This window comes from Microbacterium sp., from assembly GCF_031178525.1.
Taxonomy (GTDB): domain Bacteria; phylum Actinomycetota; class Actinomycetes; order Actinomycetales; family Microbacteriaceae; genus Microbacterium.
Window position 1 is genome coordinate 1 of sequence record NZ_JAPSJA010000043.1, and the last position, 14,849, is coordinate 14,849.

Annotated in this window: 12 protein-coding genes, 2 tRNA genes and 1 pseudogene; 8 read left to right on the forward strand and 7 right to left on the reverse strand. The window is 71.4% G+C overall.

Annotation, left to right across the window (positions count from 1 at the left end):
* The 3 genes from RIF89_RS04850 to RIF89_RS04860 all read left to right on the forward strand — a co-directional run.
* On the forward strand, positions 1-811 hold an 811-nt coding region (locus tag RIF89_RS04850), incomplete at its 5' end, for an amidohydrolase family protein (protein WP_309068013.1).
* Positions 812-902: 91 nt separating this feature from the next.
* Positions 903-2,300, forward strand: coding sequence for a sensor domain-containing protein (locus RIF89_RS04855; RefSeq protein WP_309068014.1), 1,398 nt, complete (start codon positions 903-905; stop codon positions 2,298-2,300).
* A 23-nt stretch (positions 2,301-2,323) separates the two neighbouring features.
* Positions 2,324-2,989, forward strand: coding sequence for a response regulator transcription factor (locus RIF89_RS04860; protein WP_309068015.1), 666 nt, complete (start codon positions 2,324-2,326; stop codon positions 2,987-2,989).
* 55 nt (positions 2,990-3,044) lie between these two features.
* Here the strand turns inward: RIF89_RS04860 and RIF89_RS04865 are convergent, their stop codons facing one another.
* Positions 3,045-3,530 carry a DNA starvation/stationary phase protection protein gene (locus RIF89_RS04865; protein ID WP_309068016.1) on the reverse strand — a complete coding sequence of 162 codons (486 nt, stop codon included), beginning with the start codon at positions 3,528-3,530 and terminating at the stop codon, positions 3,045-3,047.
* Positions 3,531-3,717: 187 nt separating this feature from the next.
* On the reverse strand, positions 3,718-3,900 hold the full coding sequence (locus tag RIF89_RS04870) for a DUF1918 domain-containing protein (RefSeq protein ID WP_309068017.1): 183 nt from the start codon (positions 3,898-3,900) through the stop codon (positions 3,718-3,720).
* A 115-nt stretch (positions 3,901-4,015) separates the two neighbouring features.
* On the opposite strand from RIF89_RS04870, the gene RIF89_RS04875 reads away from it, so the two are divergent.
* Positions 4,016-4,570, forward strand: coding sequence for a gamma carbonic anhydrase family protein (locus RIF89_RS04875; protein ID WP_309068018.1), 555 nt, complete (start codon positions 4,016-4,018; stop codon positions 4,568-4,570).
* Between the two features lie 5 nt (positions 4,571-4,575).
* Here RIF89_RS04875 and RIF89_RS04880 read toward each other — a convergent pair whose 3' ends face one another.
* Together RIF89_RS04880 and RIF89_RS04885 are read right to left on the reverse strand one after the other, a co-directional pair.
* Entirely contained in the window at positions 4,576-7,446 is a 2,871-nt protein-coding gene (locus RIF89_RS04880; RefSeq protein ID WP_309068019.1) for an AAA family ATPase, read from the reverse strand.
* 44 nt (positions 7,447-7,490) lie between these two features.
* Positions 7,491-7,673: a hypothetical protein gene (locus RIF89_RS04885; RefSeq protein ID WP_309068020.1), complete on the reverse strand. Its 183-nt coding sequence runs from the start codon at positions 7,671-7,673 to the stop codon at positions 7,491-7,493.
* A 181-nt stretch (positions 7,674-7,854) separates the two neighbouring features.
* On the opposite strand from RIF89_RS04885, the gene RIF89_RS04890 reads away from it, so the two are divergent.
* The 4 genes from RIF89_RS04890 to RIF89_RS04905 all read left to right on the forward strand — a co-directional run bounded on the left by RIF89_RS04890 (position 7,855) and on the right by RIF89_RS04905 (position 10,160).
* Positions 7,855-7,928 (forward strand) — tRNA-Gly (locus RIF89_RS04890).
* Between the two features lie 81 nt (positions 7,929-8,009).
* Positions 8,010-8,083: transfer RNA gene (locus RIF89_RS04895), tRNA-Pro, on the forward strand.
* Between the two features lie 75 nt (positions 8,084-8,158).
* A complete protein-coding gene (gene tig / locus RIF89_RS04900) occupies positions 8,159-9,595 on the forward strand; it encodes a trigger factor (protein ID WP_309068021.1) in 1,437 nt (478 codons plus the stop codon).
* 73 nt (positions 9,596-9,668) lie between these two features.
* On the forward strand, positions 9,669-10,160 hold the full coding sequence (locus tag RIF89_RS04905) for a tetratricopeptide repeat protein (RefSeq protein ID WP_309068022.1): 492 nt from the start codon (positions 9,669-9,671) through the stop codon (positions 10,158-10,160).
* Between the two features lie 77 nt (positions 10,161-10,237).
* Here the strand turns inward: RIF89_RS04905 and treZ are convergent, their stop codons facing one another.
* From treZ to RIF89_RS04920, 3 genes and pseudogenes are all read right to left on the reverse strand, one after another.
* Positions 10,238-11,944, reverse strand: a complete 1,707-nt coding sequence (gene treZ / locus RIF89_RS04910; RefSeq protein ID WP_309068023.1) for a malto-oligosyltrehalose trehalohydrolase — start codon at positions 11,942-11,944, stop codon at positions 10,238-10,240.
* A complete protein-coding gene (gene treY / locus RIF89_RS04915; protein WP_309068024.1) occupies positions 11,944-14,259 on the reverse strand; it encodes a malto-oligosyltrehalose synthase in 2,316 nt (771 codons plus the stop codon). The genes treZ and treY overlap by 1 nt, the downstream gene beginning before the upstream one ends.
* Positions 14,256-14,849, reverse strand: a pseudogene (locus tag RIF89_RS04920) (glycogen debranching enzyme); the annotation flags it as partial. The gene treY and the pseudogene RIF89_RS04920, both read right to left, overlap by 4 nt.

The window sequence follows — 14,849 nt, forward strand, 5'->3', positions numbered from 1 at the left end:
CGATTTCGGCATCTACCCCCAGCATCTTGATCGCGCGATCGCGCTCGGCCTGCAATCGGGCGATCCGCTGCGGGGAACCGACACCGAGCTCGTGCGCGTCGGCCCGCTCAAGGTCATCACCGACGGATCGCTCGGGACGCGCACGGCCGCCTGCTCGCACGGCTACGGCGATGATCCGCGAAACCACGGGATGCTGACGGTGGCGCCGGATGAGCTCGCAGAGCTCATGACGGCGGCCACCGCGGCCGGCATCGGCTGCGCGATCCACGCGATCGGCGACGTCGCGAACTCGCACGCGCTGGACGCGTTCGCGGCCACGGGGGCCGTCGGCCGCATCGAGCACGCCCAGCTGGTGCGGCACGCCGATCTCGCGCGCTTCGCACGGCTCGGCGTCGGCGCGAGCGTGCAGCCGCAGCACGCGATCGACGACCGCGACCTCACCGACGAGCTCTGGGCCTCTCAGACGGCCCTCGCCTTCCCCCTCCGCTCGCTGCACGACGCGGGGGCGAACGTGCTGCTCGGATCCGATGCCCCCGTCGCCCCGCTCGACCCGTGGGTGTCGATGGCCGCGGCCGTGTTCCGCTCGCACGGCGAGCGCCCGGCATGGGGGGCGGCGGAGCGGCTGGACGCCGAGACGGCGCTGGCCGCTTCCACCTACGGCGGATCCCGCTACGGATCCCGCATCGAGCCCGGCGCCCTCGCCGACCTCGCGCTCGTCGCGCGAGACCCCGTGACCGCCGATGAGAGTGTGCTGCGCACGATGCCGGTGCACGCCACGATGATCGGTGGCCGGATCACCCATCTGGCGTGACCCGGGGGCTAACCCCCGCCTCGATACGGTCGCGGGCCGGATGCCCGCCGAGCGCCTCGCTCGGGAGGCTGGATGCATGTACGAGGAGAGCATGACCGTCGAACGTCCCACGGCCCCACGCGCCGCGGGGCCCGCGCTGACCGCACCGCGCCCGGACCCGGGATGGGGATACGCATCGCTGTGGACCCGCGTGCCCGGCACGGCGCTGTACGTGATCGTCCGCTTCGCGATCGCCACGCTGTCGATCTCGCTGCTGTCTGCGCTGTTCTTCGCGGGGGTGGGCACGATCGTCATCGTCATCGGCCTGCCGCTCATCGTGCTCTCGCTTCTCGTGGCCCGCGGTCTCGGCGTCGCCGATCGCTACCTGCTGCTTCTGACGGGCCTGCCGTTCATCCGCGAGCCCGAGTGGGACCGTGACCGCACGCCGCGCGTCGGCTTCTGGGGGCGGCTCACGCTGCCGCTGCGCAATCCGCACTACTGGAGCTCCCTGCTGCACGGCACGCTCGTGTCCATCGTCCTCTCCGCCGTCAGCTTCGCGATCGTCGTCGGGTGGCTGAGCGCGGGGCTCGGCGGCCTGACGCACTGGTTCTGGTCGATCTTCATCCCGGACGCGGAGGGCGGTGAGTGGGGCCGCTACGTGGCGGAGTTCCTGCCGTGGGTGTTCGGCACCTGGCCGCCCGGGGTGGTGGAGGGCGTTCTCATCTTCATCGCGGGCGTGATCTTCACGGCGACGATGCCGTGGGTCTTCGGCGCACTCGCGCGCCTGCATCACGGCGCGGCGGGTGCGCTGGTCGGCCGGTGGCCCTCCGACGACCTGGCGGTCGAGCTGCGCGCCGAGACCGCAGCGCGCGGAGCGGCTGTGCGCGCAGAAGACGAGGGGCTGCGCCGGCTCGAGCGCGACCTCCACGACGGGCCGCAGCAGCGCCTGGTCCGGCTGCAGTTCGATCTGGCGGCGCTCGAGCGCCGCGCGGCGGCGGGCGACGGGGACGCTGCCGCTCAGCTTGCGCGTGAGGCTCTCGCTCACGCGCAGGGTGCGCTCGACGAGCTCCGTGCGCTGTCCTCCGGTGTCGCGCCGCCCCTGCTGCAGGATCGCGGCCTGTCGGCCGCGCTGCACGGCCTTGCCGCGACCAGTCCGCTCGACGTCCGCGTGGAGGCGGCCCCCGAGCTGGATGCGGCCGTTCCCTCCGATATCGCCCGCAACGCCTACTTCGTCGCCGCAGAGCTCCTGACGAACGCCGCCAAGCATTCCGCCGCGCGCAGTGTCACGATGCGGGTGTGGACGGCGGCCGCCACGGAGAGCGAGCCGGCCGCGCTGGACCTGTGGGTCGTCGACGACGGTCGCGGCGGGGCGTTCGCCGCCCCCGGTCACGGACTGGAGGGGCTTGCTCAGCGGCTTGCGGGTCTGCGCGGGACGCTGTCGGTGGACAGCCCCGCGGGCGGCCCCACCCGGATCGGGGCGCACATCCCGCTCGCGGCGCCCGCGGGGTGAGCGATCCGTATCCTGAACGCGTGATGGATGCCCCTTCCGCTGAAGCCGTCCGCGTCGTCCTCGTCGAGGATTCGCTGCTGCTGCGGGAGGGGCTCGTCAGACTCTTCGACGAAGCCGGCTACGTCACGGCCGGCGCATACGGCGACGCCGAGGGCATCGTGGAGCGCGTGAGGGCGGCGCGGGCCGACATCGCGATCCTGGACGTCCGGCTGCCGCCGTCGTTCCGCGACGAGGGCGTGCGCGCGGCGCTGGCCCTCAGGGCGGCCCTGCCCGGGCTCGGCATCCTTGTGCTCAGCCAGTACATCGAGGGCGTCTATGCGCGGGAGCTGCTCGCGAGCGGGGCAGGGGGAGTCGGGTATCTGCTAAAGGATCGCGTGACCTCGCTCGACGACTTCACGGATGCCGTGGCACGTGTGCGCGGGGGCGGCACGGTGCTGGATCCGCTGGTCGTGAGCCAGCTGCTGGCATCGCCGCCGGATCCGGTCGCGACGCTCACGCCCCGCGAGCGCGACGTCCTGGAGCTCATGGCGGAGGGCCGCTCGAACGGGACGATCGCCGAGCGGCTGTTCATCGGGGTCGGAGCCGTCGAGAAGAACGTGAGCGCGATCTTCACCAAGCTCGGCCTCGGGGAGTCGCCCTCGGATCACCGACGCGTGCTGGCGGTGCTGCGCTACCTGCAGCGCTCGTGAACGACGAACGCCCCGGCATGAGCCGGGGCGTTCGTGGCCGGTCGACGGCGGAGGGTCACTCCGCGATGTGGGCCACGAGGAACCAGCGGTCCTTCTCGAGGCCCTGCTTGATGCTGATGGCGATGTCCTGGCTCGTCAGGTCGATCTCGTCGAGGCCCTCGATCGCGGCCTGCAGGTCGACGAGCACCTTGTCGATGTCGGCGACGACGGCGCGGATGGTGTCGGGCGACTGCGAGAACCCGGCCGAGACGGCCGTGTCGGCGCCCTTCTGGGCGACCGTCTGGATGCGGGCGTCCACGGGCAGACCCAGAGCGACGATGCGCTCGGCGGCGTCGTCGGCCCAGCCGCCCGCGTGCTCGACGAGCGTGTCGAGGAACTCGTGCACGCCGATGAAGTTCTCGCCGCGAACGTGCCAGTGCGCCTGCTTGCCGTTGACGGTCAGCGCCTGCAGGCCCAGCACGACGGGGGAGAGGAACTGCGAAGCGCCCGCGGCGACAGTCGGGTCGGCGGCGGTGGTGGCGATGGTCTGGTTGCTGCTCATTGCTTTCCCTCCGAAGTGTGTCGGCCGAAACCCGATGGATCCGGGCCGCTCAGTGATGACAACGCTACTCGGCTCCTCGCATTCCGCAACCAAGCGAAGGCTGGGCTAAACCGGCCCTCACCTGGGAAAAGCAAGGGTAGCCAACCCTCTCCTCCGCGCGGGGGGTTGACACGCACGGTCGCCCGCGTCACGCCGGCACGATGTGCGCGTCCGGTCCCGGGAAGACCAGGCTCTCGTGGCCGTCTGCCCACCGCACGAGGTAGGGCGGTCCGCCACCCTCCCCGCGTGCCTCCAGCACGACCGCCTGTCGCCGGTGCGCCTCCGCCGTCGAGCCCTCGACCACCAGGTGGTCTCCGAATTCCGCATGCATCGCGACCTCCCTCCGTGCGTTTCCGACGTCTCCACGATGGACCCTCTCGCACAGGTCGGCAAGGCTCGTCGCGCCGAGCCCGGATCGTCGCCCGCCACGCCGTAGAGTCGGCGTCATGCCGGTGTCACCGCACGCCTCGATCCTGCCGCTGAGCTCGTCGACGGGAGAGGAGGACGTGCCTGCAATCCACCCCGATGCGTTCGTGGCGGACGGCGCGCGTGTGATCGGAGCCGTCGCCATCGGCGAGCGGGCGAGCATCTGGTACAACGCGGTCCTCCGCGGCGATGTCGAGACGATCTCGATCGGGGCGTTCAGCAACATCCAGGACAACGTGTCGCTGCACGTCGACGCCTCGCATCCCGCTCGGATCGGAGAGTACGTGTCCGTCGGCCACAATGCCGTCGTGCACGGATGCACGATCGGCGACGGCGCGCTGATCGGCATGGGGAGCGTCGTGCTGTCCGGTGCGATCGTCGGGGCGGGATGTCTCGTCGCGGCGGGGGCGGTCGTGCTGGAGGGCACGGAGATCCCGCCGCGTTCGCTGGTCGCCGGTGTGCCGGCCAAGGTGCGGCGCGCACTCTCCGACGAGGAGGTCGCCGGGCTGCGCGACAACGCCGAGCGTTATCTCGCGCATGCGGAGCGGCATGGTCAGCGGCTCGCGGCCCGCTGAACGCGTCAGCCTGCGACGAGGTCTCGTGCGAGGTGCGCCGCCTCCGCGCGATTGGCGGCGCCGAGCTTGCGCAGGATCGCAGACACGTGCACACTCGCGGTCTTGCCGCTGATGAACAGCCGCTCGCCGATCTGCCTGTTGCTGAGCCCCGCCGCGATCAGCTCGACGACCTGGCGCTCCCGCTCGGTGAGGCCGTGAGCCGCTCGCGGCGACGTGTTGCGCAGCAGGCCCGCGGACCGGCCGAACGCCGATGCGTCCCGGTGGGCCGCGATCGCCCCGAATGCGGCGGCGCTCTCGCACGCCTCCTCGACGCGCTCTCGCGCCGCGACCCTGTCGCCCGCACCCTGCAGCGCCTCTCCCAGGTGCAGCAGCACGCGCGGACGCACATGACCGGGTATGCGCGCATCGGACGAGGCCTCGACGGCGCGCTCGAGCATCTCGACCGAGGGTGACAGCTCGGCGTCGATCAGCGGGCGCCACGCCCCGTGTGTCGGCCACCAGGAGAACAGCTCGACGATTTCGCGCAGCCGCCCGGCGACAGAGCGCGCGTCGATGACCTCGCGCTGCGCATGGGCCGCCCGGCGGATGACGCGTGCCACGGTCCAGGCGAACGGCGCTACGTACGCGGGATGGAGCCGCTCGGGATCGGCCGCGAGCAGCGTCTGCGCCTCACGCCACGCATGCGCGTCGTCGTTCAGCGCCAGCGCGACCTCGGCCGAGACATGTGCGACCGACAGCCGTGCCTGCAGCTCGAACGCCGAGGTCGAGGTGAACAGGGATCTCGCGGCCGAGAGCGTCTCCCGGGCCCCGGCGGCATCCCCGCGCAGCACCTGCATCAGGGCGCGGTCGCGCACCAGATAGGAGCGTCCCGACGTCGTAGGAGCGATCGCGAGGTAGCGCTCGAGCACCTCGTCCGCCTCCCCCCACCGCCCCAGCGCGATGAGCGGGTCGAGCACGTTGGAGGCGAGGATGACGCCGGAGGTGCGATCGGCGCCGAGCCGGCGCGCTGCCGCCAGCCCTTCGCGCGCGATATCGAGCGCGCGCGGGTAGTCGCCGAGGTTGTGGGCGAGATCCGAGGCGTTGACCCAGTACCGCAGCAGAGCGGGACCGTCTTCGCTCGCGATCTCCCTGGCGCGCTCGAGCCCGTCGCGCGCCTTGTCGACCCGCCCCAGGTGACCATGGCAGAGCGCGGCGATATTGACGCCCACCGACTCGAGCCGCACGGCACCGAGGCGGTGTGCGAGAGCGGCGCCGTCCGTCGCGAGGGTCAGCGCCTCGCAATCCTCGCCGATGAGCACGAGGCGGCCCGCGAGCGAGATCATCACATCGGCCCGCAGGGTGTCGATCGCACGGTCGTCGCCGAGCGCGTCGAGCGTCGCGAGCGCTTCCCGGTACGACTCGATGGACGCCGGTCGTGCCGCGATCGCGAGGCCGCGGCCCTGGTTGTTCAGCAGCAGCGCATGCTCCAGCGTGCCGGGCGGGCACTCGCGCAGCGCGCTGCTCAGGATCGCCAGACTGCGCTCGACGTCTCCCGCGTTGCGCAGGTAGGTGGCCGTCCGTCCCATGAGCTCCAGGTGGTCCATCCCCGCCACCGCCTGGGCGCCCGGGACGACGTTCCAGAGGGACAGCGCCCGCTCCGCGTGCTGAGCGGCCGAGGCGTAGCCCATCGCCGCCCGCGCCTCGCGCATGGCGCGCAGCGACGCCTCGAAGGCTCTGGCATTGTCGCGCGCGCCGGCCCAGTGATGGGCGATCGCTGCCGCGACGGACGCACCCGCGGCGGCGCGCGCCTCGTGCTCCACGGCGTAGCGCTCGTGAAGCCGCTCGCGCTCGCCCGGCAGCACGTCATCGAGGATCGCCTCCCGCACCAGCGCATGCCGGAACGTGTAGCCCGTGGGTGTCGTCAGGATCACTCCGGCGGTGACGGCTTCGCGCACCACGGTCTCGAGCTCGGCGGCGTTGCCGTGGAAGACCGCGGCGAGCAGGTCGTGATCGACCTCCATGCCGCCGACGGCGATGTGCCGGACGATGGCACGCGCGTCGTCCGGCAGCCACTCGTATCGGACGAGCAGCAGGTCGCGCAGCCCGTCGGGGAGCGTCGTGGCATCCTCCGCGCACTCGTGCAGATCGACGAGCTCCTCGATGTAGAACGGCACGCCTTCGGTGCGCTCGAGGAGCGCATCGATCGATGCCTCAGACGGGGTCGCGCCGAGCAGCTCGCGCATCAGGCGCCCGGTCCCATCGCGGCTCAGGCGCGGCAGCTCGATCCGCGTCGCGGCCCTGTCCCGTGCGATGTCGGCCAGGAACGGACGCGCGAGGTGGCCGCGGTGCACATCCTCCGCACGGTAGGTGAGGATCAGCAGCACGCGCGCGTCACCCAGGCCCCGCGCGAGGAAGCGCAGCACGGCGAGGCTCGCCGGATCGACCCAGTGCAGGTCCTCGATGGCGAGCACGATCGGCCGCTCGACGCTCACGGCCTCCAGCAGCAGCGCGATCGACTCGTGCAGGCCTCCGGCCTGCCCCCGCGCCGGCCCGTCGCCGCCGAGTTGAGGGAACAGTCCCTGCAGTGCGTGCAGACCGCCGCCCACGATGCGCTGGACCTCCTCGGCACCGAGCTCGGCGATCAGCGGGCGCAGAGCGGCCGCGATCGACGTGTACGCGGCGCCGGATCCGCCCAGGTCGATGCAGCGGCCGATCAGGACGCGCGCGTCGGCCCCGTGCCGGTCGAGGAAGTCGGTGAGCAGGCGCGTCTTGCCGATCCCCGCTTCGCCGCCGATCGCGACCATGCGGGGTCGCCCGCCGCGCACCTGCGCGAGCGCCTCCGCGAGGGTGCCGAGTTCGGCGTCGCGTCCGATGAGTGTCGACGTCCGGGGTGCCACCCGTTCATCGTCCCACCGGGCGCCGACATCCGACCATGCCTGCCTCACGCGCCGTGCCGCGGCAGCAGGCGGCGCAGCACTCCCGTGCGGCGCGCGGCAGCCGGGCGGGTCGGCGTCGGCTCACCCGCGCGACGCTCCTCGAGTGCCCGCAGCCGGGCGATGTGCTCCTCGGCGTCCCGCACATGCAGCTCGTACTCGTTGATCGCGACCATCGGATCGATGTACATGTCCCGCTCCCGTCATCTCCTGCTGATGACTCCACGGTTGTCGCTGAGGTGGGTGCCGGACATCGGGCGATCGCCCTATTTCCCGCCGCGGAACCGCCTCAGACGACACGTCGGCGGCTCAGGTCGGGGAACCGGCGCGGAGTCGGCTAGACTCGAACGCGCTGCCGGTTTCACCGGCTGCGGGGATGTAGCTCAATGGTAGAGCCCCAGTCTTCCAAACTGGCTACGCGGGTTCGATTCCCGTCATCCCCTCCAGTACACGGCCCCGTGAAGGCGTGTCCGACTTCGTCGGCTAGACTTCACGGGGCCGTTTCGTGTTCCCGTGCGGGGACTCCCCGGGGCGTAGCTCAGCTTGGTAGAGCGCCCGCTTTGGGAGCGGGAGGCCGCAGGTTCAAATCCTGTCGCCCCGACAATCGGCCCACCCAGACCTACGATCCCGTCGCGCGGCCTGCGCGCGGGAGGAGTCACGAGGAGAACGAACCCCTATGGTCACCAGCACCGTCGAGAAGCTCAGCCCCACCCGGGTGAAGCTGCACATCACGGTCAGCCCCGACGAGCTCAAGCCGAGCATCCAGCACGCCTACGAGCACATCGCTCAGGACGTGCAGGTTCCCGGCTTCCGCAAGGGCAAGGTTCCTGCTCCGATCATCGACCAGCGCGTCGGTCGCGGCGCCGTCATCGAGCACGCGGTCAACGAGGGCCTCGACGGGTTCTTCCGTGCCGCCGTCGCCGAGCACGAGGTGAAGATGCTCGGCCGTCCGTCGGCCGACATCGTCGAGTGGCCGAACGAGAAGGACTTCTCGGGCGACCTGATCGTCGACGTCGAGGTCGACGTGCGTCCCGAGTTCGAGATCCCGGACTACGAGAACCTCACGATCACGATCGATGCGACCGAGGTCGACGAGACAGCTCTCGACGAGGAGCTCGACCGCCTGCGCTCGCGCTTCGGCACGCTCATCCCTGTCGATCGTCCCGCCGCCGCGGGCGACTTCGTCGAGCTCGACATGGTCGCCACGATCGACGGCGCCGAGATCGACCGCGCAGAGGGCGTGTCGTACGAGGTCGGATCGGGCGAGCTGCTGCCCGGCATCGACGAGGCCATCGAGTCGCTGACCGCGGGCGAGGACACCACGTTCCGCTCGACGCTCGTCGGCGGCGACCACGCCGGCGAGGAGGCCGAGGTCGCGGTGACGGTCAAGGCTGTCAAGGAGCGCGAGCTGCCCGAGGCCGACGACGACTTCGCGCAGATGGCGAGCGAGTTCGACACGATCGCTGAGCTGCGCGACAGCCTCCGCGAGCAGGTCGAGTCGCGTGGGGCGTTCTCGCAGGGCTCGGCCGCGCGCGACAAGCTCGTCGAGACGCTGCTCGAGAAGGTCGACATCCCCGTCCCCGCCCAGCTCGTCGAGGACGAGGTGCACCAGCACCTCGAGCAGGAGAACCGCCTCGAGGACGACGCGCACCGCGCCGAGGTGACCGAGGCCAGCGAGAAGCAGTTCCGCACGCAGATGCTGCTCGACGCGATCGCCGAGAAGCTCGAGGTGCAGGTCTCGCAGGAGGAGTTCACGCAGTACCTGATCCAGATGTCGGGTCAGTACGGCATGGCGCCGCAGCAGTTCATCGAGGCGCTGCAGCAGGGCAACCAGCTGCAGGCGGTCATCGGCGATGTCGCGCGCAACAAGGCGCTGGCCATCGTGCTGGGCAAGGTCGAGGTCGTCGACAGCAACGGCAAGGCCGTCGACCTGTCGGGCTTCGCCGCGACCGAGGACGACGAGACCGAGACCGGCACGGACGAGGCTGCCGCCGAGGACGCCCCGGCCGAGGAGGCCCCCGCTGAGGAGGCCGCCGCCGAGGAAGCGCCCGCCGAGGAGAAGCCGGCCAAGAAGACCCGCAAGAAGAAGACGGAGGAGGCCGCGGCGGAGTAATCCGCCGCGCTCGCTCCCGGGGGACGGATGCCGCTGCGCATCCGTCCCCCTTCGTCTGTCTGAGAGGACCCGCATGGCCGACTCCCTGCACGATTGGCAGCACCGGATCGATGCGCTCTGGCAGGATCCGTCGCTCGACGACCGGGAGAGGATCGTCCGGATCGACGCGCTCGCCTCGGAGCGGGGCGAGGACGACCCCGTCGCACTCTTCGAGCGGGCCGGGGCGCGCGACAGCGCCGGGCTGGAGGCCGATGCCGAACCGCTCTATCGGCGCGCGATCGAGCTCGGGCTCGACGAGGACCGGCGGACGCAGACGGTCATCCAGCTCGCCAGCACCATCCGCAACCTCGGCAAGACGGAGGAGGCGCTCACACTGCTGCGCGACGAGTACGAGCGGGAGGGTGGTCCTCTGCGCGACGAGGTCGCGGCCTTCTACGCCCTCGCCCTGGCTTCGGCCGGCGACCCGCAGCGCGGGCTGTCCGTCGCGCTCACCGCGCTCGCACCGCACCTGACCCGCTACACCCGCTCGGTGTCGGGTTACGCCGCCGCGCTGCAGGACGACTGATCACGGACGCGCTTGGGTTCGCCGAGCCCGCACGACGAGGCGTGCCGGGCCGGTGAGCCCACGCGGGTACGGTTCCGTCAGGGGCGGATGATGGCGCCGGCGCGAGGCGGGATGCCGTCGACCTCGGCGTCCAGCTGCTTCGTCGAGAACAGGACCTCGCGCGGCGGCGTGATCGCCAGCGAAACGTCACCCAGATTGACGACGATCTCGAGGGCGCCGCGGCGGATGCGGATCCACTTCGGGTCCTCCGAGAACTCCGCGGACAGGCGGTCGAAGCGCGGGTCGGTCAGGTCCGGTTCGCGACGTCGCAGCGCGATGAGCTCGCGGTGGACGGCGAGCAGGCGCGTGTGACGCGACTCGTCGCCGTACGGCTCCGACCAGTCGAGCTTCGAGCGGCGGAACGTCTCCGGGTCCTGCGGGTCGGGCACGACCGCGGGGTCCCAGCCCATGCGCTCGAACTCCGCGATCCGTCCCTCGGCCGTCGCCCGGCCGAGCTCGGGCTCGGGGTGCGCCGTGAAGAACTGCCACGGCGTGGACGCGGCCCACTCCTCTCCCATGAACAGCATGGGGGTGAACGGGCCTGCCAGCGCCAGCAGTGCCGCGATCGCGAGCAGGTCGTCGTCCAGGGCCTGCGACAGACGGTCGCCCGTCGCGCGGTTGCCGATCTGATCGTGATCCTGCGCGTAGGCGACGAGCCGCCAGGTCGGCGTCTCGGGCGGGATCGGATGGCCGTGGGCGCGCTCACGGAACGACGACCAGGTCCCGTCGTGGAAGAACCCTCGTGTCGCGGCCTTCGCGAGCGCCTCGATCGGCTCGAAGTCGGCGTAGTAGCCCGACGTCTCGCCGGTCAGCGCCACGTGCACGGCGTGGTGGTAGTCGTCGCTCCACTGCGCATGCAGGCCGTAGCCGCCCGCCTCGCGGGGAGTGATGAGCTTCGGGTCGTTCATGTCCGACTCGGCGATCAGCGTGAGCGGGCGCCGCAGGTGCGCGCTCAGCGCGTCCACGCGTTCAGCCATCTCCTGCAGCAGATGCGTCGGCGAGTCGTCGATGAGGGCGTGCACGGCGTCGAGCCGCAGTCCGTCGACGTGGAAGTCGCGCAGCCACATCAAGGCGTTCCCGATGATGTGCTCGCGCACCTCCGGACGGGCCAGGTCGAGCGACGAACCCCAGGTGTTGGCGCTGTCCTCACGCAGGTACGGCGCGAACAGCGGCAGGTAGTTGCCGCTGGGGCCGAGATGGTTGTACACCACGTCCTGGATCACACCGAGCCCCGCGGCGTGGCACGCGTCGACGAAGCGCTGGTACGCCTCCGGTCCGCCGTACGTCTCGTCGACCGCGTACCAGAGCACGCCGTCGTATCCCCAGTTCCAGTCGCCGTTGAAGGCGTTCACCGGCAGCAGCTCGACGAAGTCCACGCCGAGCTCGACGAGGTGCGGAAGTCGTTCGATCGCGGAGTCGAGGGTTCCGTCCGGCGTGAACGTGCCGAGATGCATCTCGTAGATCACCGATCCGGCCAGCTGCCGTCCTGTCCACTGCTCGTCGGCCCACGCGAACGAGAGGTCCTGCACCTGGCCGAGCTGGTGCACACCGTCCGGCTGACGCAGGGAGCGCGGGTCCGGCACGGGATCGGCGCGATCGTCGAGCAGGTACCCGTACCGCTGACCGGGCCGGGGCGTCACATCCGCTCGCCACCAGCCGTGCTCGTCCCGCGTCATGTCGTGCGTCGCATCGTCGACCTGCAGGCGCACGCGCGCCGGTTTCGGTGCCCAGACCTCGAAGCCCATCAGTCGTCCTCCCTCAGCAGCAGCGCGACGGGGTAGCGGGCGAGCACCTGCGCCAAAGGCAGCGCATCGCCCGCGAACGGCGCCCCCGTGATCGCGTCTGCGTATCGCGCCGGCGGCACCATGACGTGCGTATCGGCCCAGCCGCCGCGCCGCTCCAGCGCCAGCGGCAACCGGGCCGCGATCGCGATGGCGCCGCCGCGGTCGAAGGCGACGGCGTGCGCGGCCGCGGGCCCCACGACCTCGAGCCCGGCGTAGCGCGAGAACAGCTCCGGCCGGTCGCGCCGTGCCCGCAGGGCACGCGTCGTGACGAGCAGCTTGGCGGCCGCGGTCTCGTCGAGCTCGGGCAACTCGCCCGCATCGATCCGCTGCAGGATCGCTCGTCGCTCGTCGTAGTCGACGGGCAGGCGGTTGTCCGGATCGACGAGCGACCGGTTCCACAGCTCGGATCCCTGGTACACGTCGGGCACGCCCGGCGCGGCCAGCTGGAGCAGCTTCGCCGACAGCGAGTTCGACCATCCCGCCGCCCGCACAGACTCGACGCAGGCTTCGAGCGCGCCGCGCACATCGTCGTCGTCGAAGGCCGCATCGACCAGGGCGTGCATCGCGCGCTCGAACTGCTCGTCGGGAGCGGTCCAGGTCGTGCTCGTGCCGGCCTCGCGGGCCGCCTTCTCGGCGTAGGCGTGCGCGCGCTCTCGCGACAGCGGCCACGCGCCGATGAGCGACTGCCACAGCAGGGCCTCGAACGGACCGTCGCCGATGGGCACCTGCGAGCGCAGCGTGCGCAGGGTGCTGCGCCACAGGCCCGGCACCTCCGCGAGCGCATCGATGCGCGCGCGCGTGTCCTCGCCCCGCTTCGTGTCGTGCGTCGACAGGGTGGTCATCGACTGCGGCCAGGACGCGTGCCGCTGGGCCTGCCGGCGGTGGAACTCGGCCACGTCGATCGCGAACTCCGACGGATCCCCGCCGACCTCGTTGAGCGAGACGAGCCGTCCGTACCGGTAGAAGGCCGCGTCCTCCACGCCCTTCGCCATCACCGCGCCGGAGGTCTGCTGGAACCGGATCGCCGCGGGGTGGTCCGGATCCGACAGGCGGGGGAGCAGGCGCTCGATGGTGCCGGCGAGATCGCCGCGCCGCTGCTTCGCCGCGTCGGCGGCCTCGTGCAGGTGCTCGAGGCCCGCAGGCAGGTAGGAGCGGTAGACGGGGAAGCAGGCGAGCAGCTCGGCGATCGCGTCCTCGGCGCCCTCGATGTCCGGCATGAGACGCGCCAGGCGTCGCACCTCGGCCTGCAGCAGGCCGTCCGCGACGGCGCGCTTGCCGTCGTGCACCATCCGCTGCCAGTCGGCAGGGCCGTCCTGCGGAGAGTCCCCGCGCAGCTCGACCTCGAGCTCGTCGAGTGCCGTGCGTCCTGCGGGGTCGACGAGGACGCGGTCGATATCACCCAGCGCGTCGTAGCCCGTCGTGCCGGCCGTCGCCCAGTGAGACGGCAGCGGCTCGCCCGGCTCGAGGATCTTCTCCACGAGCACGTAGGCCCCGCCCGTCGCCTCGGCGAGGCGTGTGAGATACCCACCGGGATCCGTCAGACCGTCCGGGTGATCGATGCGCAGCCCGTCGACGAGCCCCTCGCGCACCCACCGCAGGATCTCGGCATGACTGTCGTCGAACACCCGTTCGTCCTCCACGCGCACGGCCGCCAGCGTGGACACCGCGAAGAAGCGCCGGTAGTTCAGATCGGAGTCGCCGCGGCGCCAGCTCACGAGCTCGTAGTGCTGGCGTCCGTGCACGACGCCCGGCGACGCGCCGTCGTCGGCCGTGCCGGGAGCGAGGGGGAAGCGGTGCTCGTAGTACGCGAGCTCGCCGTCCTCGATCGTGAGTCCGAGATCCGCCCGCTCGGCGTCCTCGTCGCCCAGCACCGGGATCCGGATGCGTCCGCCGCCCGCGTCCCAGTCGATGTCGAACGCGTGTGCATGCCGCGAGTCGCGACCGTGCGTGAGCACGTCCCACCACCACGGGTTGAGGCGCGGCGTCTCGATGCCCACATGGTTGGGCACCACGTCCGCCAGCACGCCGAGGCCCGCCGCTCGCGCGGCCGCCGAGAACCGCGCGAGCCCTTCGGCGCCGCCGCGGTCCGGATCCACCCGCGAGTGGTCGATCACGTCGTAGCCGTGGTTCGATCCCGGCTCGCTCGCGAGCAGGGGCGAAAGGTAGACCGTGTCGACGCCGAGCGCCTTCACGTAGTCGACGACCTTCGTGGCGTCGTCCAGATCGAACTCACGCCGCAGCTGCAGCCGGTAGGTCGAGAGCGGGATGCGGCTCATTCTGCGCCGCCGTCCTCGAGCAGGCGCCGCACCGACGCCGCCGGCGACCAGTCGGCCTCCTGCTCGGCCTCCTGCCACTCACGCAGCACGGCGATCGAGCGGGCGGCGACCGGCAGGGTGGAGCCGGCCTCATGCGGCGTGAGATCGCGACCGTCCGCCGTGTTCACCACGATCTCCCACGCGCTCGCGTACTCCTCCTCCGGAAGGGTGAAGTCGACGGGCTCGCTGTGGGCGTTGAACAGCAGCAGGAAGTTGCGGTCGACGATCCGCTCGCCACGCGACCCGCGCTCTCGGATCCCCTGGCCGTTCAGGAACACGCCGAGCGAACGCGCGTAGCTCGTCTGCCAGTCGCTGTCGTCCATGAGCGTGCCGTCGGGTGTGAGCCACGCGATGTCCGGCAGCGGGTCGCCCTCTCCGCGCCGCACGGTGCGGCCGTCGAAGAAGACCCAGCGCCGGAACGTCGGATGGTCCCGCCGCAGCCGCGACACCAGCGCCGTGAACTCGATGAGCGGCTCGTCGGCCTCATCCCAGTGCACCCAGCTGAGGGGAGTGTCCTGCGCGTAGCCGTTGTTGTTGCCCTGCTGGGTGCG

Excerpts from the sequence above, each read along its gene's own strand:
- RIF89_RS04885 (WP_309068020.1), bottom strand. The coding sequence starts at position 7,673 with ATGTACATCGATCCGATGGTCGCGATCAACGAGTACGAGCTGCATGTG.
- RIF89_RS04905 (WP_309068022.1), top strand. The coding sequence starts at position 9,669 with ATGGCCGACTCCCTGCACGATTGGCAGCACCGGATCGATGCGCTCTGG.
- RIF89_RS04870 (WP_309068017.1), bottom strand. The coding sequence starts at position 3,900 with ATGCATGCGGAATTCGGAGACCACCTGGTGGTCGAGGGCTCGACGGCG.
- RIF89_RS04855 (WP_309068014.1), top strand. The coding sequence starts at position 903 with ATGACCGTCGAACGTCCCACGGCCCCACGCGCCGCGGGGCCCGCGCTG.
- tig (WP_309068021.1), top strand. The coding sequence starts at position 8,159 with ATGGTCACCAGCACCGTCGAGAAGCTCAGCCCCACCCGGGTGAAGCTG.
- treZ (WP_309068023.1), bottom strand. The coding sequence starts at position 11,944 with ATGGGCTTCGAGGTCTGGGCACCGAAACCGGCGCGCGTGCGCCTGCAG.
- RIF89_RS04860 (WP_309068015.1), top strand. The coding sequence starts at position 2,324 with ATGGATGCCCCTTCCGCTGAAGCCGTCCGCGTCGTCCTCGTCGAGGAT.
- RIF89_RS04865 (WP_309068016.1), bottom strand. The coding sequence starts at position 3,530 with ATGAGCAGCAACCAGACCATCGCCACCACCGCCGCCGACCCGACTGTC.
- treY (WP_309068024.1), bottom strand. The coding sequence starts at position 14,259 with ATGAGCCGCATCCCGCTCTCGACCTACCGGCTGCAGCTGCGGCGTGAG.
- RIF89_RS04875 (WP_309068018.1), top strand. The coding sequence starts at position 4,016 with ATGCCGGTGTCACCGCACGCCTCGATCCTGCCGCTGAGCTCGTCGACG.